The sequence below is a fragment of the Devosia sediminis genome (assembly GCF_016411825.1).
Lineage (GTDB): Bacteria > Pseudomonadota > Alphaproteobacteria > Rhizobiales > Devosiaceae > Devosia > Devosia sediminis.
This window is the reverse complement of sequence record NZ_JAEKMH010000004.1, coordinates 278484-301263: the sequence shown is the minus strand read 5'-3', so window position 1 is coordinate 301263 and position 22780 is coordinate 278484. Positions and strand designations below refer to the sequence as shown.

The window sequence follows — 22780 nt, the reverse complement described above, 5'->3', positions numbered from 1 at the left end:
CGATGCCCAAGGGCGGATATTCATGAAGAGCGAGGCCAATGCCCGCGCTCGCAGCGATGAGGGGCCGTTCTATAGGCATGTGATCGCCGGTCTCGCCCGCATCGAAGACGGCGCCATCCTGCGCTTTGCCTTTTTCGCGCTGCTGGCAGGCACATTGGGCGTGCTCTATGTCGACTATCGCGAGCTCAGCGCCGCGGCGCCCGCCGACCTGACGTTTACGCCACAGCCCATCCTGCCGCCGGCGACGTCGGACGATGGCGGCGGCCGTCCTCGTCCGGTGCTGACGACGCCGCCGGAACTGCTGGACGAGCCGCTTTCCATCAGCCTTGGCGCCAATGGTGTCCTGGCGCTGACCGGAACTATCGACCCAGGATCGGCGCAGCGCTTTGCGGAGGAAATCGCGGCGCGGGGCGAATATGTGTCAACCGTGCTGCTGGATTCGCCGGGCGGCTCCGTCAACGATGCCCTGGAGATGGGACGCCTGATTCTGGAGCGAGGGCTGGCGACCGAAGTGCAGGATGGCGGGCTTTGCGCCTCGTCCTGCCCGCTGGTCTTTGCATCAGGCAGCGTGCGCGTGGCCGGGCAGGAGGCGGCCATTGGCGTGCACCAGATCTATGCGGCGGCGCTCAGCGACTCGCCGGTCGATGCCTTGCGCGTGGCGGGCGTGGCCATGGCCGATGCGCAGCAGGTGACGGCGCGCATCACCCGGCATCTCTCGGAGGCCGGCGTTGATCCGGCGCTCTGGCTGCATGCGCTGGAGACGCCGCCGGACCGGCTCTATTACCTGACCGCAGAGGAGCTCGAGCGTTACGCGCTTGTCACCGAGTGGTCAGATAGTTGAGGGCGTGAAGGGAACCGGAGGAGGACCGGATCGTTTCACGGGGTAATAATAAAGCGAGGAGGCGACCATGAATGAATCCCACCTTCTGACCCGGCACCGGGACATCCAGGCCTGGGTAAACGATCGCAGCGGGCGGCCAGCGATCGCGCGCGTACGCGACCGGTTCGGGGGCGTGCGGTCACAGTTGAAGCTGCGCTTCGCCCGCACCGCGGAAGGCCAGGAAGACGTGCAGATGAGTCCCTGTTCCTGGACGGCCTGGCTTGCCGAGCTCGACCGGCAGCAACTGGCGCTCCGGGTCGAACCGAGCGGCAATTGCGCTCTCGTCGCGCGTCAGGTGATGAACTGAGCTAGCGGACCGACCGGCGCCGGCGGCCGGCGCCGACAACGGGCGCAGGTTCGGCGGATGCCAGGCGCACGCAGTCGCGCCCGTCGGTCTTGGCCTGATAAAGCGCGGTGTCGGCGCGCCGCAGCAGATCCGGCAGATGATCGAAAGGCATGAGCTGGGCCACCCCGAACGAGGCGGTGGGTGGCGTCTCGAGGCCGGTGAGATCGCTGGGCAGGTTCCGGAACGCATTGCGCACGGTTTCGGCAAAGAGTTTGCCGGTTGCGAGATTTGCGCCCGGCAGGAGCACGGCGAATTCCTCGCCACCGGGCCGGGCCAGCACCGACTGGGGCGGTGCGCAATCGCGCAGGACGCCGGCAAAGGCGGCGATCACGCCATCGCCGGCAGCATGGCCATAGGTATCATTGATAGCCTTGAAATGGTCGAGGTCGGCGACGACCACGACCGTCGGCACGCCGGCGCGCGCCGCCTGAGTCAGTGCCCTGTCGCCCCGATCCTCGAAGCCGCGCCGGTTGAGCAGTTTCGAGAGCGTATCGGTTTCAGAGCGCGCGGTCATTTCGGCCAGCACGTCGCGGACGATCACCAGCAGGAGCAGCAGGCCATTGGTAATCAGCAGCAAGGCGCTCAGCGTCTGCGAATAGGCCGCATAGTTGGAGCCGAGATAGAGTTGCGGCGCGGCGCCCGAGCCGATCGTCAGGGCCATGACCGGCTTGATGAGGAAATGCAGCGCCGAGACCACGAACAGCGCCAGGAGGGCAATATCGAGCGCGCGCCGCTGGCGATGGGACAGCACGATGGCGATACCCACGCCCTGCACCAGGGCATAGGGCAACTGGTAGAGAAGATTGCGCTCGAAGCTGGCACGCGGCCAGTCGAGAATGGCCAGATTGAGCAGCAGCGACAGGGCAATCAGCCCGATCAGCACGCGATAGGGTGGCCGCAGGCGGTAGTGATGCGCGAGACCCACGACGCCGCCGGCCAGCGAGAGCAGGAAGACCGCGAAGATGCCGAAGCTGACGGGGCGATGGTCCTGCTGATAGGGCAGAATGAATTCGAGCACCATGTAGAGCGCGCCAAAACCATAGGCGCAGGCGAGCCAGCGCGCGCCCACGGACGAGCGCTGATAGGCCGCGACGACGCCGAACGCCGTGGCAAAGATGCCGGCGACGAAGAGGTTTATGGCGAGCACGAAGGCTGCGGCGCTCATGGGTGCAGTCCAGGGTCAGAGTGCCCCGATACTAGCCACCGCGCCACAACGAGACGTTAATCGTCCTGTCAGGCAATTGCGCGCGGCGCGACCCCCAGCGCCTCGGCAAGCAGGGCGAAGGAGCGGCGGCGCAGCTCGTAGGAATAGATGGTTGTGGTGATCATGACCTCGTCGGCCCCGGCGGCGGCGGCCTTCTGCGTGATCTCCTCGGCCATGCGCTCGGGACTGCCGACCATCCAGAGCGCCGACTGATGCTCGATGATCTGCTGCTGCTGCGGAGACAGCTTGAACGCCGACGCCTCTTCGGGCGAGGTCAGATGGCGCTGCTCGCCGGTGAGGAAGCGGGCCCAGTTGACCGATTGCGAGGTGGCGAGGAATTTCGCTTCCTCCTCAGACGGCGCGCAGATCACCGAGAGGCAGAGAATGGTCTTGGGTTCGGGGAAATCCTCGGAGGGCTCGAACGCCTGGCGATAGGCAGCAAAGGCCGGCGCCGCCGGGGTGTGGCTGAAATGGGCGGCAAAGGCATAGCCGAAGCCGATCTGTCCGGCGGCCTGGGCGCTGGCGCCGGATGAGCCCAAGAGCCATTTGGGCGGCAGGCGGACGCCGCCGGGCGAGACCGGCACGCGCGAAAACGGATGGTCGGGCGGAAAGCTTTCGTCGTCAAAGGCCAGGAGTTCGGACAGGTAAGCCGAAAACTCCTCGCCGCTGCCCGAGCGCAGCGCCCGCATGGCATAGCCGTCGCCGCCGGGCGCCCGCCCGAGACCGAGATCGATGCGCCCCGGATGCAGCGCCTCGAGAGTGCGATAGGCTTCGGCGACGCGCAGGGGCGGGTGGTTGAGCAGCATGACGCCACCCGAGCCGACGCGGATGCCCTTGGTAGCCGCGGCGGCGCTGCCGATCAGGATTTCCGGGACCGAGGAGGCGATGGAGGGCATGCCGTGATGCTCGGCATACCAGAGCCGCTCATAGCCCAGTCGGTCTGCTTCCTGCGCCAGGAGCACGGTTTCGGCCATGGCCTTCGCAGTGGAACTGTTCTGTGCTATAGGTGCCAGGTCCTGTAGCGAGAGGGCGAATGGTGCGGGCATGTTCGGCTCCAGTGGCTGTCTGTTCGCTCATATCGGTATTTACCGATGAATTACCAGAGCGGAACCATACTCGGCGCCGTGACTTTCGAATTCGGTCTATCAAGTTCAGGGGCGGTTGTGCGGCGTTTTGCACCGGGCATGTTTGGGCTGATCGCGCTGGGGTTTGCGCCCGTGGCCGCGCAGGATTTGCTCGATCCCCATCCGCTTGCGGGGGTCGTCGACGAGCTGCGCATCGGCATTCATGCCTATAATGTGCACTATGCGATGCTGCCCACCTACATCCATGAATGGCAGTTCAACGAGGTGTCCAGCATCAGCTTCGACGTGCTGTTCACCTCGCCGCAGATCGATGCCTTTACCTGGATCGGCTCGCCGCGGCCGGAAATCGGCGCCACGCTCAATCTCGCGGGCAAGGAAAACCTCGTCCATGCGGGCCTGACCTGGCAGTTGCCGATCTTCGATACACCGGTTTTCCTCGAGGGCACGTTCGGCGCCGCGATCCATGACGGTGCCCTCAGCGGCGCGCCGGAGGGTCAGAAGAATTTCGGCTGCCGGGTGAATTTCTACGAGCGCTTCGGCATTGGCGTGAATGCCTCCGACACCATGACAGCGACGCTGGCCTATGAGCACACGTCCAACAACAATTGGTGCGGCGACAATGCGGGCCTCTCGAATTTTGGCCTGCGGGTCGGCTGGAAGTTTTAATACGACACCCCGTGAGTGCGTTCAGGTCTGCGTAAGTCGCAGTTCCCGTCAAAACATGAAGCGCTAGGCGGCTTGACCGGCCGCCCAGCCTGAAGCCCAGGCCCACTGGAAATTATAGCCGCCCAGCCAGCCGGTGACGTCCACCGCCTCGCCCACGAAGAAGAGGCCGGGCACGGTGCGCGCCATCATGGTCTTGGCGTCGAGATCGGTGGTGTCGATGCCCCCGAGGGTGACTTCGGCGGTGCGATAGCCTTCCGACCCCACGGGCTTGAGGCTCCAGCGAGCGACATGCTCGGCCGCGGCGGCCAGCTTCTTGTCGGAAAAATCGCCGATCATGCCGGGCTGGTTGATCATGTCGCCGACCAGTTGCGCCAGGCGCTTGGGCAGGCGTTCGGACAGGGCCGTCTGGATATGCAGTTTCGGCGTCGCCTTGCGGGCATGGCGCAGGAATTCAAGGGCGTCCTCGCCTGGCAGCAGGTCGATGCTGATGGCATCGCCCTCACGCCAATAGGACGAAATCTGCAGGATGGCCGGACCGGAAAGCCCGCGATGGGTGAACAGAAGGGCTTCCTCGAAGCGGGTCTTGCCGTGGCCGACCACGGCATTGGTGGACACACCCGCCAGCGGCTTCAACTGTTCGAGCGCGCCAGGCTCGAAGGTCAGTGGCACAAGGGCAGGCCGTGTGTCGGTGACTTTGAGGCCGAATTGACGGGCCAGGTCATAGGCAAGGCCGGTCGCGCCCATTTTGGGAATGGATTTGCCGCCGGTGGCGACGACGAGGCTCGACGCGGTCACCCGGCCGTCGCCCACCACGACATCAAACCCCTCGCCGGTGCGTTCCACCGTGCCCACCTGCCGGCCGGTCCAGATGGCGGCGCCGGCGGCGCGCAGGTCATTGGTCAGCATGGCGACGATCTGGGTGGCCGGGCCATCGCAAAAGAGCTGGCCCAGGGTCTTTTCGTGGAAGGCGATGCCCTGCTTCTTCACCCGCTCGATGAACATGTCGGGCGTGTAGCGCGAGAGGGCAGAGAGCGCGAAGCGCGGATTGGCGCTGAGAAAGCGCTCGCGGCCCAACGTGTGAGTCGCGTTCACATTGGTGAAATTGCAGCGTCCGCCGCCGGAAATGCGGATCTTTTCGCCCGGATCGCGGGCATGGTCGACGACCAGCACCTTGCGGCCGCGCTTGCCCGCCTCGATACCGGCCATCATGCCGGCGGCTCCGGCACCCAGGATGATTACATCAAAGTCAGGCATTTGAGGTCTCTCACCGCGTCAGTCCGCGACGGCGGAGCGAGAGGCGTGTTTAGTCGAAGTGCCAGACCGTGCCAACCGTCACCTTGCTGGTCGTGGGACCGCTGACCCCGGTCAGGCCGGGCGCACCGTCGATCCGGCCCAGCAAGAGGGCTTCGCCGCGCAGCGTCGCATTGCCCCAGAGCGCATATTCGACGCCGCCGCCAAACGCATAGGCACCCTTGCCTTCCACGAGGCCCAGGCCCGCGGCGGCATAGGCATGGAGCCCATCCATGGGCACGACGCCCAGACGGCCCAGCGCCAGCGCATCGACGCCCGCATCCCCCGAAGTATCGAAATTGACGCCGATCTGCGCCTCGGCACCGACGCGCACCAGGTCGTTGAGGGCGAAATTGTAACCGGCCAGCGTGCCCATTTCGAAACGGCTCAGATGCCAGCCATAGCCGTAATTGTCATAGAAATTGAACTGCGCGTCGGTCAGGCCGCCAATATTGAGGCCGGCATAGGGGCCGGAGAAATCCGTGACGGGCCCGGAATTGAAGGCAGTGCTGGCCGGCGGGCCATCGAGCTGCCAGAGCACTGCGCCGGTGATCCGCATGGCCGAGATGGCCGGGACGTTGTTGCCATTGGGCACCGAGCCGAGCTGGCCGATGCCGGCGGCTTCGAGCCGCAGACCGATAGCGTCGGTGACCATGACTTCGGTGCCAAGGCCCGCTTCGAAGGCCCAGCCTTCGCCCACCCGGCCAAGGCCCCCAAGGACGTAGACGAGGGTATTGTCGCCCGCGGCAAAACCCAGGCGGGCAAGCGCCATGGCACGCAGATAATTCGACCCGGCAAAATCGGTGGCGAGGGTAGCCTGCACTTCACCACCCAGCACCACGCCCGGCGCCACAGGCTGGTTCCAGCCGACGACACCGCCGAATTCGGGGCGGATTTCGGCGCCACCGACATTGAAATTGTTCTTGCGCACGGAGATCGGCCCGAAGACCACGCCGGCATAAAGGCCGTCAAAGGCGCTGGGGGCAGTGAATTCGCTGGTGAGGGTGGGGTTGAAATAGACGGCGCTATCCTGCGCCAGGGCAGTGCCCGCGCCCATGCCCGCCATCACCAGAGCCAAAGCCAGCCGTCGAACACTCATCGATCGAATCCTCCGCGACGCCTGATTTGCATCGCGCCTGCCCTAATGTCGCACCAATTTTGGAGGTTAACAAATTCCTTGGGTGGCGGCTGTTGCCGTTTCGCACCAGTCGGCTCTGGTTTGCCACGCTATCCGGCCCTTCTGCAGCGCGCCCGGCAAATTTATTGACTCTTTCCTATTTGAGAGTATGAGAAGTCCTGCTTTTCAGTAGGAAGCATTGTTCGCCATGCGCAGCCGCAGCTTCATTGCCGCTCTTGCCACCACCCGGCTCACCGCCGGGGGCATGCCTGCCATGGCCAAAACCACCAAAACCGCCTGACGCTTTTCCCCGGGTCACACTCCCGACGGGGAGAGGCTCAAGACAAGACCGCGATGGCGCCAGCCGATCGCGCGGGGGCGGAAATGGTAAGGGACCGGAGTTCCAAAATGGGTTATCGCGTCGCTGTCGTCGGGGCCACGGGCAATGTGGGCCGCGAAGTTCTCAACATCCTGGCCGAGCGCAAGTTTCCGGCCGACGAAGTCATCGCGCTTGCCTCGTCGCGCTCGATCGGCAAGGAACTGTCCTATGGCGACAAGATCCTCAAGGCCAAGGATCTCCAGCACTTCGATTTTTCGACCGTCGATTTCGCCATCATGTCGGCCGGTGGTTCGATCTCCAAGGAATGGGGTCCGCGCATTGCCGCGGCCGGCGCCATCGTCATCGATAACTCGTCCTTCTGGCGCTATCACTCGGATGTGCCGCTGGTCGTGCCCGAGGTGAACGGGCATGTGCTCGATCGCTGGCTCGCCGATCCCAAGCGCACCGGCATCATCGCCAATCCGAACTGCTCGACCGCCCAGCTCGTGGTGGCGTTGAAGCCGCTGCATGACGCGGCGACCATCAAGCGCGTCGTCGTGGCCACCTACCAATCGGTGTCCGGCGCCGGCAAGGAAGGCGTCGACGAGCTCTGGAACCAGACCAAGGGCATTTTCGTCAATGACAGCCCAACGCCGCAAAAGTTCTCCAAGCAGATCGCCTTCAACGTCATCCCGCATATCGATGTGTTCATGGAAGACGGCTACACCAAGGAAGAGTGGAAGGTCCTGGCCGAGACCAAGAAGATCCTCGATCCCAAGATCAAGGTGAGCTGCACGGCGGTGCGCGTCCCCGTGTTTGTCGGCCATTCCGAAGCGGTCAATCTCGAATTCGAAAAGCCGATCTCGGCCGACGAAGCGCGCGACCTCCTGCGCGAGGCGCCGGGCATTTCGGTGCTCGACAAGCGCGAGGCCGGCGGCTACGCGACCCCGGTCGAGACGGTGGGCGAATACGACACCTATGTCAGCCGCATCCGCGAGGATGTGACGGTGGAAAATGGCCTGGCCATGTGGGTGGTCTCGGACAACCTCCGCAAGGGCGCGGCCCTCAACACCATCCAGATCGCCGAAACGCTGATCGAAAAGGGCTACAAGGCCCGCGCACTGGCGGCTTGATAAATAGCGGGTGGGGGAGTAAGGCCCCCTCACCCGGTCCTTCGGACCGACCTCTCCCCCCAAGGGAGAGGTGACGCCTTGCGGCGCCGGAGCCCTCCACACCTCTCCCTCTGGGGGAGAGGTCGCGCGCAGCGCGGGTGAGGGGGCCTTCCTTCAAACGCGGTGTCCCATGTCTCCCCGTGATCTCCTGCTTGCCCTCCTGGTCGTCCTGATCTGGGGGGTCAATTTCGTCTTCATCAAATGGGGCGTCGAGCAGGTGCCGCCGCTGTTTCTGACGGCCCTGCGCTATCTCTGCGCGGCCCTGCCGGCGGTGTTTCTGGTCAGGCGACCGCAGGTCAAGCTCAGTATCCTCGTCGTCTATGGTCTCGCTATCGGCTTTGCCCAGTTCGGGCTGCTGTTCTCCGCCATCAAGCTGGGCATGCCGGCGGGGCTGGCCTCGCTCCTGATGCAACTCCAGGCCTTCTTCACCGTGGCGCTGGCCATGCTGTTCCTCGGCGAAAAGCTGACGCGGTTCCAGGCGATCGGCGGGGCCATCGCCATTGCCGGCGTCGCCGTCATCGCCAGCGAGCGGGTAGAATTCACCGCGCTGGTGCCGCTCCTGATGATCATCCTTGCCGCCTTTTTCTGGGGCGTCGCCAATATCGCCTCCAAGAAGGCCGGGCAGATCGACATGCTGAGTTTCGTGGTCTGGGGGAGCCTTGTTCCCATCCTGCCGCTGCTCCTGCTGTCGCTGGTCGTGGAAGGGCCGGCCGCCATTGCCGATGCGCTCAGCCATTTCAGCGCCCGCAGCGTCGGCGTGGTGCTGTTCAACGGCTATGCGGCGACGATCGCGGGTTTTGGCCTCTGGAGCTACCTGCTCAAGCGCTATCCGGCGAGCCTGATCGCGCCATTCTCGCTGCTGGTGCCGGTAGCCGGTATCGGCTCGGCCATGCTGCTCCTGGGAGAGGCCATCACCCCGGTCGAAATCGCGGGCAGCGTGCTGATCTTTCTCGGCCTCGGCTGCAGCGTTCTCGGCGCCCGGCTGGCCAAGCGGCTGAGGGCGGCCTGATGCCCATCCGCCATATCCTTCTTGCGCTGCTCGTCGTTGCCATCTGGGGATTCAATTTTGTCGTCATCAAACTGAGCGTCGAGGCCATGCCGCCGATTCTGGCGGCTGCTCTGCGCTTCACCGCTGCGGCCATTCCGCTGGTGTTTTTCGTGAGACCGCCCAAAGCGCCGGCCTGGATCGTGGTTGGCTTCGGTCTCAGTTTCGGCTTTGCGCTTTACGGCTTTCTCAATCTGGGGCTGGCCTGGGGCATGCCGGCGGGATTGAGCTCGCTGGTGCTGCAGACCCAGGCCTTTTTTACCATGGTCATGGCCTTCGTGTTGCTCGGCGAGCGGCCGAGCCGGTTCCAGGTGATCGGCGCCGCAATCGCCTTTGGCGGCATTGCCGTCATTGCCAGCGAGCGGCTGGAAATGACCAATCTCCTGCCGCTGCTGCTGGTGATCCTCGCGGCGGTGAGCTGGGGGCTCGCCAATGTGCTGACCAAGAAGGCCGGCAAGGTCAATGCCGTCGCCTTCACCGTCTGGGGCGCGCTGGCCGCGCCGCTGCCGCTGTTCGGCCTGTCGTTTTATCTGGAAGGGTGGGCGGCCATTTCGGCGGCGCTGGCCGGATTTTCCTGGAGCGATGCGGGCCTCATCGCCTTCCTCGCCTATCCGGCGACGCTGCTCGGTGGCGCCATTTGGAGCTGGCTCCTGGGGCGGCATCCAGCCTCGGTCGTCGCGCCTTTTACGCTCCTGGTGCCGATCACCGGGCTTGCTTCAGGCTATCTCGTTCTGGGCGAAACCATCACCGCCATTGAGGTCATGGGCGGCGTGCTGGTGATCTGCGGGCTCATCGTCACCCTGCGCAAGGCGCGGAAGAGCGAACCGCCCATCCGGCTGGATTAGGCGTTCATAGAAAAAGCCGCAGCCACCCCGGGGGATGGGGTGGCTGGCTGGACTGCCCGTAGAGCATCCGGTGCCTAGGGAGCACCGGAAGGGGGGCGCTTTGCGGGCAGATGGCTGCCTTACTGGGCTACAGGGGCGGACGCCGCGACCAGAGCATCATACTCTTCGGCGGACAGTTCGCCGTTGCCGTCAGTGTCGGCCGCGGTGAAGGCCTCTTCGGTCAGATCCGGCCAGGCCACCTGTGCCTCGACCAGCGAAACGCCACCATTGGCATCGGTATCAACCGAGGCGAAATCGGTAGCGGCCTGGGCCAGAGCGGCACCAGTCAGGCCAAGGGCGAACAGCGAGGTCAGAACGATCTTCTTCATGGGGTTTGCTCCATGTTGACTTTGGGAGGTGACGGCAGGGGAGGGTCCCTTGCCGACGGGTCGCTCTCCGGCGGCCCGTGAGACAGACAATCGCGGTCCATTGTGGCTGGTGCTGGCCGGCAGATGGGCGCGCTTGGACAAATGTCGCGACGATTTTCGGGCAGCGCCAACACCCTGCAAAACCAGGGGACGATAAGTCACGATTTCGTGATGATGGGCGGATTGGCAGTTCTGGATCACGCTCTAGTGATCACGATTTCGACGGGCTGGGTGCAGCAATGCGGCAAAAAGCGGCCGCCGATGTTGTGTGGCCGGGTTTATTTGCATGCGGCAAATAAAAATCCCGGCCGGAGCCGGGGTTTTTGAGCGGGGCGCCAGTTTTCGGGGGTGCTGGCTAGAGGATCGGACGGATAAAATCGCCGTCGGCATCCATGATCCACAGTTCGCCGGTCGAAATGTCGAACCAGGCGCCGTGGACCGCCAGCTTCCCCTCTGCCTCCAGGGCCGCCACATAGGGGAAGGTCCTGAGGTTGCGGATGGAGTTGCGGATGGAGATGCGTTCGAGCGCCGTCTGCTGCTCGGTGGCCGTCATCATCGACTTGGTGCCGAGCTGGCTGGGGAGTTCGCCCAGCATGCTCATCCACTTGCCGATGAAGTCGCCCTCGTCGAGCGGGCTGAAATCGGGGTTGAGTGCCGCCTTGATGCCCCCGCAGCGGCCGTGGCCCATGATGACGATATTGGCAATGCCCAATGCCTTGACCGCGAATTCGATCGCCGCGGACGTGCCGTGCTGGCCGCCGTCGGGCTGGTAGGTGGGCACGAGGTTGGCCACGTTGCGCAGCACGAAGGCTTCGCCGGGGCCGCAGTCGAAGATCATTTCCGGGGCCGCGCGGCTGTCGCAGCAGGCAATGATCATGGTCGATGGGGTCTGGCCGGTCTCGGCCAGGTCCCGGATGCGTTCCTTTTCACGGGCATAGCGCCCGGCCATGAAATTGGCGTGGCCGTCGAGGAGATGCTGAGGAAAGTTGTGCATGTTCCTTGGATTAGCGCTAAGAGGGCGCAAGATCAATCTCCGGCGGGCCTGCCGGAGCAGGGGGACATACATGCTGATCTACCGGTTTCTCACGGGCGAGGATGACAGCGCCTTTTGCCACAAGGTGACCAAGGCGCTGTCGGAGGGCTGGCAACTGCATGGCGGTCCCACCTATGCCTATGACGCGGTAACGAAAAAGATGCGCTGCGGCCAGGCCGTCACCCGCGTCGCCCGCGACCAGCCCTATGATCCCGAGAAGAAACTCATCGATTTCTAACTTCGCAGGCGGTCTGCGCAGCAGAGGAAAGGCTCCAGTGGAGCCTTGCAAGCCAAGAGGCCATGAGAGCTATGCTCGAATGGCGGGTCCTTTAACTCTCCACACCACCGTCTGTCATCCCGGCGAAAGCCGGGACCCATCCTGACATCTCGGGATGGGCCCCGGGTCAAGCCCGGGGTGAGACTGCATGGAAATGCGCTGATCCTGGTGCTCGGGGTGCGAAACTCTTGCCATCGCGCCACCCGGTGTTAGGGCAACGCCCTAGCGCCGCCAGAGCGCCACATGCTGGAGCAGGATGATGGTCTTGGCGTCGGTGATGCCGCCATCCCGCACCATGGCCAGCGCCTGGGCGAAAGCGAGTTCGACCAACTCGATCTCCTCGCCTTCGGCTTCGATGCCGCCGCCGGCGTGGCGGAAGGTGGTTTCGTCATAGATGCCGGTAAAAAGGCTCACCTTCTCGGTCAGCGAGCCCGGGCTCATATAGGCATCGCAGACATGGGTGACGTCGCGCGGCGCGTGCCCGGTTTCCTCCAGCGCCTCGCGCGCCGCAGCCGTTGCGGGGTCCTCACCGTCAAGGAGGCCCGCGCAGGCCTCGAGCAGGTCCGGCTGGTCGCCATTGAGCTGCACCGGCAAGCGGAACTGGCGCACCAGCAGCACGGTGTCGCGCGCCGGATCGTGCAGCAGGAGGGCCGCGGCATTGCCATGGTCGTAGACCTCGCGATGGAGCCGCTGCGCCTGGCCATCCCGCCGTCTGTAGTCGATCGTGTAATTGGTGAGGCGCCCCCAGCCCTGGGCGAGAAGCGTTGTCGATACGATTGTCGTGCGGTCGGTCATGCGGCTCTCCTGGTGGCCGCAGATAGCCTGCTGCGCCGCGCGAAGGAAGCGTCCTGGCTGGGCTTGGACCGGCCAGGGCAAAACTGAACGGCAGTTAAATGCGCGGTTCACGCCAGCGTGAACTGGCCTCCTTTAGAAGGGCCTCCATCAGCGACAGCCCAGTGGGCGCCGCACCAACACATGGAGACCATCATGACCAAGACCAAGCTCGTTCTTTCCGCCAGCCTCGTTCTCGCCACCCTGCTCAGCGCAACGTCCGCCCAGGCCGCCACCCGCCAGGTGGTCATCGGCATGGACACCTTCGCCAATCGCTGCGTCGACCAGGGCGGCGTGTTCGAAGCGACCGCACCGGTCCTGACCTGCCACACCGAGACGGTGCGGGTGGACTGTTCCTACGCCACCAGCCACGACGCCTATTGCAGCTGGCCGGGCATCGACAATCGCATCGCCGTCAATCGCCTGATCGGCATGGCCGACGCGGAATCGAGTTCCACCGGCCATGTCGGCGGCGTCCCGAATTCCGATGGCGGCGGCATCCAGGCGCCCGACCTGCCGCTGGACAATGGCGGTGGCGGTGGTGGCGGCATCAAGCTGCCGGACCTGCCGCTCGACAATGGCGGCGGTGGTGGTGGCATCAAGCTCCCCAACCTGCCGATCAAGAACAAGTAAGCCACGAGCCGCCGGGGTCCGCCCGGCGGCTTTTGCTTTTTTGAGCCGGGCGCCGCGATGCGCCCGGCTTTTATGTGACTGCCACCGGATGATTGATCGCTCACAGGCGGTCCGGCGCTCCCCGAACATGGTTGTGCGCTTTGCGAACAAAGTGCGGAATGCGCCGAAAGTTGCAGCGCGGCACCCGGTCGGGGCTTTGATTTTGTAACCTTTGGGCGCTAAACACTCGAACAATTCCAAACTGGACGCGGCATGGCGCCGCATCAGCAAGGCCCCGGATACGCCCCATGTCGGTCAGAGCCCGCCCCATATCGCCGCATCTGCAGATCTATCGCTGGACCATCACCATGGCCATGTCGATCCTTCATCGCGTGACCGGCATTGCCAACTATGCCGGCATGACGCTGCTGGTGATCTGGCTCGTCGCCGCCGCCCTGGGCCAGGAGGCGCTGAGCGCCGTGAACAGCCTTTATGGCAGCTGGTTCGGGCAGCTCGTGCTGTTCGGCTATACCTGGAGCCTCGTGCACCATATGTGCGGCGGCCTGCGGCATTTCGTGTGGGACAGGGCGGCCATGTTGGAGCCCGGGCGGCGCCAGCAACTGGCCTGGGCCACCCCGATCGCCTCGGTGATCATCACCCTTCTCATCTGGATCCTGTTCGTGTGGGCGGTCTGACATGCGTGAAACCGTGATCACCAAGGACACCATTGCCAATCCGCGCAGCCATTACGGCGATGCCCGGGCCTCGACCCGACATTTCCTGACCCAGCGGATCACCGGCGCCATCAACATCCTGTTCCTGGGGCTCCTTCTCTTCATCGTGGTGCGCGTTGCCGGGCAGGACCGGACCGATCTCGTCGCGGTGATCGGCAATGGCTGGATCGGCCTTCCCTTCGCCGTGCTGATCGCCGTGGTCGCCGTGCATATGCGCAACGGCATGCGCGACACGCTCGAGGACTACATGGCCGGGTCGATGTATCGCCTGACCATGTCGCTCAACACCTTCTACTGCCTTGCCGTTGCCGTCCTCGGCATCGGCGCCGTGCTCAAAATCGTCTTCTGGGGTTGATCGCTATGGCCACTTACGAACTGATCGACCACGAATTCGACGTGGTGGTGGTCGGCGCCGGCGGCGCGGGCCTGCGCGCCACGCTCGGCATGGCCGAGCAGGGTTTCAACACCGCCTGCATCACCAAGGTTTTCCCCACGCGCTCGCATACCGTGGCGGCGCAGGGCGGCATTGCCGCCTCGCTCCAGAACATGGGGCCCGATTCGTGGCAGTGGCACATGTACGACACCGTCAAAGGGTCGGACTGGCTGGGCGACAATGACGCCATGGAATATCTGGCGCGCGAGGCGCCGGCCGCCATCTATGAACTCGAGCATTATGGCGTGCCGTTCTCGCGCACCCAGGACGGGCGCATCTACCAGCGGCCTTTCGGCGGCCACATGACCGAATTCGGCGATGGCCCGCCGGTGCAGCGCACCTGCGCCGCCGCGGATCGCACCGGCCACGCCATCCTCCACACGCTCTACGGCCAGTCGGTCAAGAACGACGCGCAGTTCTTCATCGAGTATTTTGCGCTCGACCTCATCATGGGCGACAATGGCGAATGCCAGGGCGTCATCGCCTGGAAGCTCGACGACGGCACATTGCACCGTTTCCGCGCCAAGATGGTGGTGCTGGCCACCGGCGGCTATGGCCGCTCCTATTTCTCGGCCACGTCGGCCCATACCTGCACCGGCGACGGCAATGGCATGGTGGCCCGCGCCGGCCTGCCCCTGCAGGACATGGAATTCGTGCAGTTCCACCCCACCGGCATCTATGGTGCGGGCGTGCTGATCACCGAAGGCGCGCGCGGCGAGGGCGGCTATCTCACCAATTCCGAGGGCGAGCGCTTCATGGAGCGCTATGCCCCCAATGCCAAGGACCTGGCCTCGCGTGACGTGGTTTCGCGCTGCATGACGCTGGAAATCCGCGAAGGCCGCGGCGTCGGTCCCAAGAAGGACCACATCTATCTGCACCTCGACCATCTCGATCCAAAGGTGCTGCACGAGCGCCTGCCGGGCATCACCGAGAGCGCCAAGATCTTTGCCGGCGTCGACCTGACGCGCGAGCCGATCCCGGTGCTGCCGACAGTGCACTACAATATGGGCGGCATTCCCGCGAACTATCATGGCGAAGTGCTCAATCCGACCGCCGAGGATCCCAATCGCATCGTGCCGGGCCTGATGGCCGTGGGCGAAGCGGCCTGCGCCTCGGTGCATGGCGCCAATCGCCTGGGCTCCAATTCGCTCACCGACCTCGTGGTGTTCGGCCGCGCCGCCGCCATCCGCGCCGGCAAGGTGATCGACAAGGCCGCCCCGGTGCCCGGCATCAACGCAGCCGAGGACGCAAAAATCCTCGCCCGCTTCGATCGCCTGCGCAATGCCAACGGCTCCCAGCCGACGGCCAAGCTGCGCGACGAGATGCAGCGCACCATGCAGGCCGACGCGGCCGTGTTCCGCACCGACGCCTCGCTCAAGAACGGTGTCACCGCCATGACCGAGATCTATGCGCGCTTGCCGGACGTCAAGGTGACCGACCGGTCGCTGATCTGGAATTCCGATCTCGTGGAAACGCTCGAGCTCGAAAACCTCATGACCTGCGCCATCGCCACCGTGGTCTCGGCCGAGGCCCGGCACGAGTCGCGCGGCGCCCATGCGCATGAGGATTTCCCCAATCGCGACGACGTCGAATGGCGCAAGCACACGCTGGCCCGTGTCGATATCGGCACCGGCCGGGTCGAGCTGTCCTATCGCCCGGTCATCACCGAGCCGCTGACGCCCTACGACCAGGGCGGCATCGACCTCAAGAAAATCGCACCCAAGGCCCGAGTTTACTGATGCGCTTCATCCTTGCCGCCGCCGCGCTGCTGACGTTTGCCGCTCCTGCTCTGGCCGCCGCGCCCACCGAGGAGCAGAAGGCCGAGTTCTACGAGGTCTGCGTCGGCATCTCGCAGAATACCGAGCTCTGCACCTGCAAGGCCGAGGCCGCCATGACGCTGATCGACGAGCGCTTCATGAGCGTGGTCATCGCCTCGATGAAGGGCGGCTCGCCCGCCGCAGCCGACTATGACGCGTATAACACCTATGTCGCCAAGTCGAACCAGGTCTGCAAGCCGAACTACTGAGCGTGTCGGCAGAGTTATCTGACCCTGGTGACGAGACGATTTTCCTGGGCCGCACCCAACGGCCTTGTTGAGAAGGAAGAAGCGAAAAAATGGCCGAACTGACTTTGCGCAAGGCCGACCAGCCGCAAAAGGGCAAGACCTGGCCCAAGCCGGAAGGGGCCACGCGGCTGCGTGAGTTCCACGTCTATCGCTACGATCCCGATACCGAGGACAATCCGCGCATCGACACCTATTTCGTCGATCTGGGCGATTGCGGCCCGATGATCCTCGACGCCCTGCTCTATATCAAGAATCGGATCGATCCGACCCTGACCCTGCGCCGCTCCTGCCGCGAGGGCATTTGCGGGTCGTGCTCGATGAATATCAACGGGCTCAATACGCTGGCCTGTACCAAGGGCATGGATGACAGTTCGGGCCCCATCAAGATTTACCCGCTGCCGCATATGCCCGTGGTCAAGGACCTCGTCCCCGACTTGACGACCTTCTATGCGCAGCACCGCGCCATCGAGCCCTGGCTCAAGACCACTTCGCCCACGCCGGAAAAGGAATGGACGCAGTCGGTGGAAAGCCGCGCCAAGCTCGACGGGCTCTATGAGTGCATCCTTTGCGCCTGCTGCTCGACTTCGTGCCCGAGCTATTGGTGGAATGGCGAAAAGTATCTGGGGCCGGCGGCCTTGCTGCAGGCCTATCGCTGGCTGATCGACAGCCGCGACGAGACCACGCAGGAGCGCCTCGACAATCTCGAGGACCCGTTCAAGCTCTACCGCTGCCACACGATCATGAACTGCTCCAATGCCTGCCCCAAGGGTCTCAACCCGGCCAAGGCCATTGCCCAGATCAAGAAGATGATGGTCGAGCGCAAGGCGGCGTGATCGCTTCCGTCCCTCGGTCGAGACAAGCCCCCGGTCCCGTTGGCCGGGGGTTTTCGTTTGCGCCAGCCTATCGCGACAGGTCGCGGACCGGGCGAACATGCTGGTCGAAGGCAACATGCCGCCGTTGAAACGCGACCCCTTCGACAGCCTCGGGCCGGGTGATCCGATCCATCCGGAAATATCGGAAATCGCCACGCGCCGGATCCCATGCCACCAGATACCACAGCGGCGGCAGGATCAGCAGCGCGTGCGGTTCGACAAGACGGTGGCTCTCGGCGCCTTTTGCGTCGCGATAGCGGAAGCCCAGGTGCCTGCGCCCCAGAAACGCCGTTTCGAACGCGGGCAAGAGGGTGGGGTCCATTCCCGCCAGGTCCGATATGTCCACCAGCGGCGAAAGCTGCCCGACATAAAGGCAATCGAGGAGACGGCGCAGGTCCCTCACCTTGTCGGGCGGCAGGGCCCGCTCGATCTTGGCAAGTCCTTGATCGGCCAATCCGGCAAAGGGCAGGTTGCCGGCGGCGCGCATCGAGGCGACGCTGATGAGCAGGGCAAAGACCTCGGTCACCGAAAGCCTTGGGGTTGTCTGCATCGATTGCGGATCAAGCTGCAGGCCGCCGCCGCGCCCCGGCTCGGAATGTATGACGAAGCCGTTGTCACGCAGCGCACTGATGTCCCGCAGCACGGTACGACGGGAGGCGCCGACCGCTGCGGCCAGCTCCGCCACGGTGGAGGTGCCGTTGCGGCGCAGGCTGCGCACGATAGCGTCATGTCGAATGCGAACGTTCATGCCCCAACTTCGCGCGCTTCGGTGTCAGGTTCTGGCACCATTGGTTTCTAGGCCATGCCGGCGCAGCGCCGCCGGACCAGGATGTCGGGAGGCTTGCCGCACCGACTCAAGCCAAAAAGGAATACCCCGTGTCGAGCGCAACCGATTTTCCCGAGCCGTCCCTCATTCCGGTCAATGGTGTCGAACTGGAAGTCTTTGAAGCAGGGCGAGAGCACAGGGGAAACCCGATAGTGCTCTGCCATGGATGGCCTGAACACGCCTATTCCTGGCGCCACCAGATGTCAGCACTGGCCCGGGCGGGCTACCATGTCATCGTGCCCAACCAGCGCGGCTATGGCAATTCGTCCCGACCCGCCGCGGTGGAGCAATATGATATCCAGCATCTGGCAGGTGATCTCGTCGCCCTGCTCGATCACTACGGCTATGCCCGTGCCACCTTTGTCGGCCACGATTGGGGCGCGTCGGTCGTCTGGGGGCTGGCCATGCTCTATCCCAGCCGAGTGGACAGGGTGATCAATCTCAGCCTGCCCTATCAGGAGCGCGGCGAGGTGCCGTGGATCGACCTGCTCGAACAGTTTTTGGGCAGCGACTATTACATGGTCCACTTCAACCGGCAGCCCGGCATGGCGGACGCCGTGCTGGACCTGAATGCTGAGCGTTTCCTCCGCAACCTCTATCGGAAAGACGTGCCGCCCACGCCGCCCGAACCGGGCATGGCAATGATCAATCTCGCCCAGGCGGAAACCGCACTCGGCGCGCCGGTGATGAGCGACAGCGATCTGGCCGTCTATGTCTCGGCCTTCGAGAAATCCGGCTTCACCGGTGGCATCAACTGGTACCGCAACCTCGACCGCAACTGGCACCAGCTCGGCAAGGTCGATCCGATCATTCACCAGCCTACGCTGATGATCTATGGCGACCGCGATGTGATCCCGAAATCCGCGACGCTCATAAACTTCGTGCCCCATGTCGAGGTCGCGAGCCTCGATTGCGGCCACTGGATCCAGGAGGAAATGCCGGAAGAAACCAATCGGCTGATTCTCGACTGGCTGGCGCGCAACGGCGCTGCCTGATGGCGCCCCGGGGCCGATCGGGTGGCCTGAAACGGAAACGGCGGGACCGAGGTCCCGCCGTTCATCCATGAGGTCCAGGACTTATGTCCCGGACGATCAGCGCAGGGTGATCTTGCCTTGCTCGAAGAGAGCCTGGCAGTCGGCCGAGTCCTTTTCGAGATCGCTGTCGAGCAGGGTGGAAGCGACGCCCGGGCCTTCGAAGCGGGGGTCGTCGCAGATATTGTCATTGGCGTAGCTCGAGGAATTGTCGCCAAAATTGACGCCCGAGGAGTCATAGGGGGCGCCCAGCACATAGTTGGGGTCGAATACCGGCTTGATCGAAATCTCGCCGCTGTTCACCAGCGCCTGGCAGTCGCTGGCATCGCCCAGCACGTCCATGCTGGAGAGCTTCTTGGCCATGCCTTCGCCGGTGAAGCGCCAGTCGTCGCACTGGCCGTCATTGGCCCATTCGGAGGTGTCCGAGCCGAAGTCGAAGATGCCGCCCAGGTCGCTGCCCGACTTGAGCGCGGCATTGCCGGCAAGGAAGGCGGCACGGCAATCGCTGGCATCCTTCAGGCGTTCGCTGTCGGACGGGTCGGTGACGACGCCGGCGCCGAAGAAGTCCGGATCGTCGCATTCGCCATCGTTCGGCCAGGCGCCGCTGTCGTCGCCGAAGTCGATGCGGGCGGCAAGCGCTTCGAGCACCGAGCCGGAGACCGGGGTCATGGGCTGGTCGGGGGCGTCTTCGGCCAGGGTAATGGTGCCGTCTTCATAGGCAGTGCGGCAATCGGTGGCGTCGCGCAGGATGTCTTCGTCGGTCGGGTCGCTGGCCATGCCCGAACCGGCAAAGCGCGGATCGTCGCATTCCTGGTCATTGGCCCATTCGGAAGAATCATCGCCGAAATCGATCTGGCCCGGGGTCGGGGTGATGCTGACCGTGTCGACCAGCGTCAGCTCGCCCGCTTCATAGGCAGTGCGGCAATCGGTGGCGTCGTGGCCGATATCGGCGTCTTCGAGTTCCTCGGCCATGGCCGATCCGGCAAAGCGGGAATCGTCGCATTCGCCGTCATTGGCCCATTCGGATGTGTCGTCGCCGAAGTCGATATCTTCGGGGCGCGTGGTCACCGGTTCGGTGGCATCGGCATCGCCCTCGTCGGGCTCCGCCAGGGTGATGGTGCCGGCCTCGAAAGCGGTGCGGCAATCGGTGGCGTCGCGGGCGACATCGACATCTTCGAGTTCGGCGGCCATGCCTTCGCCGGTAAAGCGCATGTCGTCGCATTCACCGTCATTGGCCCATTCGGACGTGTCGTCGCCAAAGTCGATATCGCCGCTGCCCACGGGCGGGTCGCCGGCGATCTCGCCAGTCTCGGCCAAGGTGATGGAGCCGGCGTCGAAGGCCGCCTGGCAATCGGTGGCGTCCTTGCCGATATCGGCGTCTTCGAGCTCGGATGCCATGCCCTCGCCGGTAAAGCGCGGGTCGTCGCATTCGCCGTCATTGGCCCATTCGGAGCTGTCGTCGCCGAAGTCGATATCGGCGCCGCTTTGCGCTTGGCTTGGTGCCACGAGGCCCGCGACGAGGATCAGCGCCAGGCCGGTGGCGCCCAGACACTTGTTGAATGTACGCATAAGCTGTTCTCCCTCAACCACATTTGTCGCCCCAGTGAGCACCATCTTATAGCGGCTTTATGGCAGCCAGAAGTGGGAAAGCGCTCGCGCATTATTCGGCGATGGCGCGATTGCGGCTCTCGCGCCGGGCAAAGAGCCAGGACCCGAAAAGGACCATGGCCGTGCCCAGGGCATGCACCCAGGTGAATGCCTCGCCCAGGATCACCACGGCCAGCACGATGGTGATGATCGGGCCGAAGGAAGCGGTGGACGAGGTGGCGCGGGCGCCGATGCGGGTGATGGCGGCGTTGAGCAGGAAGGAGGGCAGGACGGTGCCGAAAATGCCCAGCATCAGCCCCAGGAACCAGATGTAGGGGGTGAAATCGAAATAGCTCTCGACGCCGTCGACGATGAGGCTCTGACCGATAGCGAGCACCGCTGCGGTGGACATGCCGATACAGGTAAAGAGCGCCGAACCCAGCACCAGCATCTGCAGCCGCGCCAGGTGCTGGTAGAGCGCGAAGGTGAGGGCCGAGCCCAGCACCAGCAGCGTGCCGATCCACAGTCCATCGGGCTGAACGGTGAGGTTCCAGGCGAAGATCACCATCAGCCCGCCATAGCTCAGCAGCATGGGCGGCACGAGATTCCAGCTCATGCGGTCGCCGAAGAACCACACGCCGAACAGCAGCACGAAAAAGGGGTAGGTGAAGAGCACCAGCCGTTCATACTGGGCCGAAACGAAGGCGAGACCGGCAAAATCGAGATAGCTCGAAAGGTAATAGCCCAACGCGCCCACGGCCATGCTGGCGGCGAGCCGGGCAGGCGTAATGAGACTGCGGACCTGCGGGTTGCGCCGCAGCAGTGAGACCAGGATGACGAGATAAACCGGCAGGGCCACCAGCATGCGCAAAGCGAGCGTCGCTTCGGTGGAGACGCCGGCGGCAAAGGCGAGCTTGATGAAGATGCCCTTGGTCGAAAACAGCGCCGCGCCGCCCAAAGCCAGGAGATAGCCTGCCGTGTCGATACTGGGCTGGGGGGAGGCGGGGGAGGTCGTGGTCATGCGGCAGGATCCTTTGCGCCAGCAATAGGCCCGATCGCACCCTATTCAAAGCCGGCCACGCGCAATTCCGTCCAGCGACGCGCCGGGTACCATAGTTGCCCTCGGTTCGAGCCCAGGGGCGGAACGGTGATTATGCCACCCACTCAGCCGCGCGGATGGGCCTTGGCGTAACTCTCGAGCAGGTGCTCGGTATCGACCTGGGTATAGATCTGCGTGGTCGAGAGGCTGGCATGGCCCAGCAGTTCCTGGATGGCGCGCAGGTCGCCGCCCTTGCCCAGGAGATGGGTAGCGAAGGAATGGCGCAGGGCGTGCGGGGTCGCCGATGGCGGCAGGCCGAGGGCCGAGCGCAACTGCTCCATGCGCATCTGGATGAGCCGGGGCGAGAGGACGCCGCCGCGCACGCCGCGGAACAGCTTGTCCTCGGGCCAGAGCTTGAACGGCGCCAATCCGAGATAGGTGTCGATGCTTTGGCGCACCGCCGCGATCAGCGGCACCATGCGCACCTTGCCGCCCTTGCCGGTGACGCGCAGCGTATCGGCTTCGAGGTCCGCCTTGGAAAGCGACAGGGCTTCGGAAATACGCAGGCCCGCGCCGTAGCAGAGCGAAATGACCGCCATGTCGCGGGCGGCGACCCAGGGCCGGTCCTCCATCTCGTCGGTGGCGGCAATGGTGTTTTTCGCTTCGACCACGGTCAGTGCCTTGGGCAGCGAGCGGGGTATCTTGGGCGTGCGGATGACATTGAACGCCTCGGTGGCGAGGATCCCCTCGCGCTCGAGAAAGCCGAAAAAGCTCTTCAGCGCCGAGAGCACCCGCGCCAGCGACCGGGAGCCCAGGCTTTCCGAGCGGCGCTGCGCCATGAAGGCGCGGATATCGGCGCCGCGCAGGTCCCGCAGCGATTGGAGCGTGACGGGTCCGCCCATATGGCCGGCGAGGAAGCTCATGAACTGGCCAAGATCGCGGCCATAGGCCTCCAGCGTCTTCGGCGCCAGCCGCCGCACGGACCCCAGGTCCCGCAGCCAGGCGTCGATGCGGCTGCGGATAAAATCATCGGTGGCAAAGGCGCTGTCGGTCATGCGGGTAAG

General features: G+C 64.4%; 26 protein-coding genes. 15 read left to right on the top strand and 11 right to left on the bottom strand.

Translation table 11 applies throughout. From position 1 onward, the window contains the following. Nucleotides 1-22: 22 nt before the first annotated feature. Entirely contained in the window at nt 23-841 is an 819-nt protein-coding gene (locus JEQ47_RS17180; protein WP_236020930.1) for a COG3904 family protein, read from the top strand. Nucleotides 842-908: 67 nt separating this feature from the next. Further along, nucleotides 909-1187, top strand: coding sequence for a hypothetical protein (locus JEQ47_RS17175; RefSeq protein ID WP_198877648.1), 279 nt, complete (start codon nt 909-911; stop codon nt 1185-1187). A gap of 1 nt (nt 1188) precedes the next feature. Here the strand turns inward: JEQ47_RS17175 and JEQ47_RS17170 are convergent, their stop codons facing one another. Then, nucleotides 1189-2391, bottom strand: a complete 1203-nt coding sequence (locus JEQ47_RS17170) for a GGDEF domain-containing protein (protein WP_198877647.1) — start codon at nt 2389-2391, stop codon at nt 1189-1191. 68 nt (nt 2392-2459) lie between these two features. Next, complete coding sequence (locus JEQ47_RS17165; RefSeq protein WP_198877646.1) at nt 2460-3476, bottom strand: LLM class flavin-dependent oxidoreductase; 1017 nt, start codon at nt 3474-3476, stop codon at nt 2460-2462. Between the two features lie 138 nt (nt 3477-3614). On the opposite strand from JEQ47_RS17165, the gene JEQ47_RS17160 reads away from it, so the two are divergent. Then, complete coding sequence (locus tag JEQ47_RS17160) at nt 3615-4181, top strand: acyloxyacyl hydrolase (RefSeq protein ID WP_198877645.1); 567 nt, start codon at nt 3615-3617, stop codon at nt 4179-4181. Nucleotides 4182-4244: 63 nt separating this feature from the next. On the opposite strand, the gene JEQ47_RS17155 is transcribed toward JEQ47_RS17160, so the two are convergent. Both JEQ47_RS17155 and JEQ47_RS17150 read right to left on the bottom strand, forming a co-directional pair. Further along, on the bottom strand, nt 4245-5435 hold the full coding sequence (locus tag JEQ47_RS17155; RefSeq protein WP_198877644.1) for a BaiN/RdsA family NAD(P)/FAD-dependent oxidoreductase: 1191 nt from the start codon (nt 5433-5435) through the stop codon (nt 4245-4247). Nucleotides 5436-5484: 49 nt separating this feature from the next. Next, nucleotides 5485-6570, bottom strand: a complete 1086-nt coding sequence (locus tag JEQ47_RS17150) for an outer membrane protein (RefSeq protein ID WP_198877643.1) — start codon at nt 6568-6570, stop codon at nt 5485-5487. A 426-nt stretch (nt 6571-6996) separates the two neighbouring features. Here JEQ47_RS17150 and JEQ47_RS17145 point away from each other — a divergent pair, with 426 nt between their 5' ends. The 3 genes from JEQ47_RS17145 (at nt 6997) to JEQ47_RS17135 (ending at nt 9969) form a co-directional block, all read left to right on the top strand. Beyond that, complete coding sequence (locus tag JEQ47_RS17145; protein ID WP_198877642.1) at nt 6997-8040, top strand: aspartate-semialdehyde dehydrogenase; 1044 nt, start codon at nt 6997-6999, stop codon at nt 8038-8040. Nucleotides 8041-8209: 169 nt separating this feature from the next. Further along, entirely contained in the window at nt 8210-9088 is an 879-nt protein-coding gene (locus JEQ47_RS17140; protein ID WP_198877641.1) for an EamA family transporter, read from the top strand. Next, nucleotides 9088-9969 carry an EamA family transporter gene (locus tag JEQ47_RS17135; RefSeq protein WP_198877640.1) on the top strand — a complete coding sequence of 294 codons (882 nt, stop codon included), beginning with the start codon at nt 9088-9090 and terminating at the stop codon, nt 9967-9969. The genes JEQ47_RS17140 and JEQ47_RS17135 overlap by 1 nt, the downstream gene beginning before the upstream one ends. Nucleotides 9970-10088: 119 nt before the next feature. On the opposite strand, the gene JEQ47_RS17130 is transcribed toward JEQ47_RS17135, so the two are convergent. Then, complete coding sequence (locus JEQ47_RS17130; RefSeq protein WP_198877639.1) at nt 10089-10337, bottom strand: EF-hand domain-containing protein; 249 nt, start codon at nt 10335-10337, stop codon at nt 10089-10091. A 123-nt stretch (nt 10338-10460) separates the two neighbouring features. On the opposite strand from JEQ47_RS17130, the gene JEQ47_RS17125 reads away from it, so the two are divergent. Beyond that, complete coding sequence (locus tag JEQ47_RS17125; RefSeq protein ID WP_198877638.1) at nt 10461-10703, top strand: hypothetical protein; 243 nt, start codon at nt 10461-10463, stop codon at nt 10701-10703. Nucleotides 10704-10731: 28 nt separating this feature from the next. Here JEQ47_RS17125 and JEQ47_RS17120 read toward each other — a convergent pair whose 3' ends face one another. Continuing rightward, nucleotides 10732-11370, bottom strand: coding sequence for a carbonic anhydrase (locus tag JEQ47_RS17120; RefSeq protein ID WP_198877637.1), 639 nt, complete (start codon nt 11368-11370; stop codon nt 10732-10734). A gap of 70 nt (nt 11371-11440) precedes the next feature. On the opposite strand from JEQ47_RS17120, the gene JEQ47_RS17115 reads away from it, so the two are divergent. Further along, entirely contained in the window at nt 11441-11647 is a 207-nt protein-coding gene (locus JEQ47_RS17115; RefSeq protein ID WP_198877636.1) for a DUF1737 domain-containing protein, read from the top strand. Nucleotides 11648-11908: 261 nt separating this feature from the next. On the opposite strand, the gene JEQ47_RS17110 is transcribed toward JEQ47_RS17115, so the two are convergent. Next, complete coding sequence (locus JEQ47_RS17110; RefSeq protein ID WP_198877635.1) at nt 11909-12481, bottom strand: NUDIX domain-containing protein; 573 nt, start codon at nt 12479-12481, stop codon at nt 11909-11911. A 192-nt stretch (nt 12482-12673) separates the two neighbouring features. On the opposite strand from JEQ47_RS17110, the gene JEQ47_RS17105 reads away from it, so the two are divergent. From JEQ47_RS17105 to JEQ47_RS17080, 6 genes are all read left to right on the top strand, one after another. Continuing rightward, nucleotides 12674-13150 (top strand): hypothetical protein, encoded by a 477-nt coding sequence (locus tag JEQ47_RS17105; RefSeq protein ID WP_198877634.1) that lies wholly within the window; start codon nt 12674-12676, stop codon nt 13148-13150. 287 nt (nt 13151-13437) lie between these two features. Continuing rightward, nucleotides 13438-13824, top strand: a complete 387-nt coding sequence (gene sdhC, locus JEQ47_RS17100; protein ID WP_198877633.1) for a succinate dehydrogenase, cytochrome b556 subunit — start codon at nt 13438-13440, stop codon at nt 13822-13824. Between the two features lies 1 nt (nt 13825). Continuing rightward, nucleotides 13826-14218: a succinate dehydrogenase, hydrophobic membrane anchor protein gene (gene sdhD, locus JEQ47_RS17095; protein ID WP_198877632.1), complete on the top strand. Its 393-nt coding sequence runs from the start codon at nt 13826-13828 to the stop codon at nt 14216-14218. A 5-nt stretch (nt 14219-14223) separates the two neighbouring features. Beyond that, nucleotides 14224-16035 (top strand): succinate dehydrogenase flavoprotein subunit, encoded by a 1812-nt coding sequence (sdhA, locus tag JEQ47_RS17090; protein ID WP_198877631.1) that lies wholly within the window; start codon nt 14224-14226, stop codon nt 16033-16035. Beyond that, nucleotides 16035-16322 carry a hypothetical protein gene (locus tag JEQ47_RS17085; RefSeq protein WP_198877630.1) on the top strand — a complete coding sequence of 96 codons (288 nt, stop codon included), beginning with the start codon at nt 16035-16037 and terminating at the stop codon, nt 16320-16322. The genes sdhA and JEQ47_RS17085 overlap by 1 nt, the downstream gene beginning before the upstream one ends. A gap of 89 nt (nt 16323-16411) precedes the next feature. Next, nucleotides 16412-17194, top strand: a complete 783-nt coding sequence (locus JEQ47_RS17080) for a succinate dehydrogenase iron-sulfur subunit (protein ID WP_198877629.1) — start codon at nt 16412-16414, stop codon at nt 17192-17194. A gap of 67 nt (nt 17195-17261) precedes the next feature. Here the strand turns inward: JEQ47_RS17080 and JEQ47_RS17075 are convergent, their stop codons facing one another. Then, nucleotides 17262-17981: a helix-turn-helix transcriptional regulator gene (locus tag JEQ47_RS17075; protein ID WP_198877628.1), complete on the bottom strand. Its 720-nt coding sequence runs from the start codon at nt 17979-17981 to the stop codon at nt 17262-17264. Between the two features lie 128 nt (nt 17982-18109). Between JEQ47_RS17075 and JEQ47_RS17070 the strand changes: the two genes are divergently transcribed. Beyond that, nucleotides 18110-19054: an alpha/beta fold hydrolase gene (locus JEQ47_RS17070; protein WP_198877627.1), complete on the top strand. Its 945-nt coding sequence runs from the start codon at nt 18110-18112 to the stop codon at nt 19052-19054. 96 nt (nt 19055-19150) lie between these two features. Here JEQ47_RS17070 and JEQ47_RS17065 read toward each other — a convergent pair whose 3' ends face one another. The 3 genes from JEQ47_RS17065 to JEQ47_RS17055 form a co-directional block, all read right to left on the bottom strand. Then, on the bottom strand, nt 19151-20659 hold the full coding sequence (locus JEQ47_RS17065) for a hypothetical protein (protein ID WP_198877626.1): 1509 nt from the start codon (nt 20657-20659) through the stop codon (nt 19151-19153). 91 nt (nt 20660-20750) lie between these two features. Next, a complete protein-coding gene (locus JEQ47_RS17060) occupies nt 20751-21698 on the bottom strand; it encodes a DMT family transporter (protein ID WP_198877625.1) in 948 nt (315 codons plus the stop codon). A gap of 143 nt (nt 21699-21841) precedes the next feature. Continuing rightward, nucleotides 21842-22771 carry a tyrosine recombinase XerC gene (locus tag JEQ47_RS17055; protein WP_198877624.1) on the bottom strand — a complete coding sequence of 310 codons (930 nt, stop codon included), beginning with the start codon at nt 22769-22771 and terminating at the stop codon, nt 21842-21844. Between the last annotated feature and the right edge of the window lie 9 nt (nt 22772-22780).

Excerpts from the sequence above, each read along its gene's own strand:
- JEQ47_RS17180 (WP_236020930.1), top strand. The coding sequence starts at position 23 with ATGAAGAGCGAGGCCAATGCCCGCGCTCGCAGCGATGAGGGGCCGTTC.
- JEQ47_RS17175 (WP_198877648.1), top strand. The coding sequence starts at position 909 with ATGAATGAATCCCACCTTCTGACCCGGCACCGGGACATCCAGGCCTGG.
- JEQ47_RS17170 (WP_198877647.1), bottom strand. The coding sequence starts at position 2,391 with ATGAGCGCCGCAGCCTTCGTGCTCGCCATAAACCTCTTCGTCGCCGGC.
- JEQ47_RS17165 (WP_198877646.1), bottom strand. The coding sequence starts at position 3,476 with ATGCCCGCACCATTCGCCCTCTCGCTACAGGACCTGGCACCTATAGCA.
- JEQ47_RS17160 (WP_198877645.1), top strand. The coding sequence starts at position 3,615 with ATGTTTGGGCTGATCGCGCTGGGGTTTGCGCCCGTGGCCGCGCAGGAT.
- JEQ47_RS17155 (WP_198877644.1), bottom strand. The coding sequence starts at position 5,435 with ATGCCTGACTTTGATGTAATCATCCTGGGTGCCGGAGCCGCCGGCATG.
- JEQ47_RS17150 (WP_198877643.1), bottom strand. The coding sequence starts at position 6,570 with ATGAGTGTTCGACGGCTGGCTTTGGCTCTGGTGATGGCGGGCATGGGC.
- JEQ47_RS17145 (WP_198877642.1), top strand. The coding sequence starts at position 6,997 with ATGGGTTATCGCGTCGCTGTCGTCGGGGCCACGGGCAATGTGGGCCGC.
- JEQ47_RS17140 (WP_198877641.1), top strand. The coding sequence starts at position 8,210 with ATGTCTCCCCGTGATCTCCTGCTTGCCCTCCTGGTCGTCCTGATCTGG.
- JEQ47_RS17135 (WP_198877640.1), top strand. The coding sequence starts at position 9,088 with ATGCCCATCCGCCATATCCTTCTTGCGCTGCTCGTCGTTGCCATCTGG.
- JEQ47_RS17130 (WP_198877639.1), bottom strand. The coding sequence starts at position 10,337 with ATGAAGAAGATCGTTCTGACCTCGCTGTTCGCCCTTGGCCTGACTGGT.
- JEQ47_RS17125 (WP_198877638.1), top strand. The coding sequence starts at position 10,461 with ATGGGCGCGCTTGGACAAATGTCGCGACGATTTTCGGGCAGCGCCAAC.
- JEQ47_RS17120 (WP_198877637.1), bottom strand. The coding sequence starts at position 11,370 with ATGCACAACTTTCCTCAGCATCTCCTCGACGGCCACGCCAATTTCATG.
- JEQ47_RS17115 (WP_198877636.1), top strand. The coding sequence starts at position 11,441 with ATGCTGATCTACCGGTTTCTCACGGGCGAGGATGACAGCGCCTTTTGC.
- JEQ47_RS17110 (WP_198877635.1), bottom strand. The coding sequence starts at position 12,481 with ATGACCGACCGCACGACAATCGTATCGACAACGCTTCTCGCCCAGGGC.
- JEQ47_RS17105 (WP_198877634.1), top strand. The coding sequence starts at position 12,674 with ATGACCAAGACCAAGCTCGTTCTTTCCGCCAGCCTCGTTCTCGCCACC.
- sdhC (WP_198877633.1), top strand. The coding sequence starts at position 13,438 with ATGTCGGTCAGAGCCCGCCCCATATCGCCGCATCTGCAGATCTATCGC.
- sdhD (WP_198877632.1), top strand. The coding sequence starts at position 13,826 with ATGCGTGAAACCGTGATCACCAAGGACACCATTGCCAATCCGCGCAGC.
- sdhA (WP_198877631.1), top strand. The coding sequence starts at position 14,224 with ATGGCCACTTACGAACTGATCGACCACGAATTCGACGTGGTGGTGGTC.
- JEQ47_RS17085 (WP_198877630.1), top strand. The coding sequence starts at position 16,035 with ATGCGCTTCATCCTTGCCGCCGCCGCGCTGCTGACGTTTGCCGCTCCT.
- JEQ47_RS17080 (WP_198877629.1), top strand. The coding sequence starts at position 16,412 with ATGGCCGAACTGACTTTGCGCAAGGCCGACCAGCCGCAAAAGGGCAAG.
- JEQ47_RS17075 (WP_198877628.1), bottom strand. The coding sequence starts at position 17,981 with ATGAACGTTCGCATTCGACATGACGCTATCGTGCGCAGCCTGCGCCGC.
- JEQ47_RS17065 (WP_198877626.1), bottom strand. The coding sequence starts at position 20,659 with ATGCGTACATTCAACAAGTGTCTGGGCGCCACCGGCCTGGCGCTGATC.
- JEQ47_RS17060 (WP_198877625.1), bottom strand. The coding sequence starts at position 21,698 with ATGACCACGACCTCCCCCGCCTCCCCCCAGCCCAGTATCGACACGGCA.
- JEQ47_RS17055 (WP_198877624.1), bottom strand. The coding sequence starts at position 22,771 with ATGACCGACAGCGCCTTTGCCACCGATGATTTTATCCGCAGCCGCATC.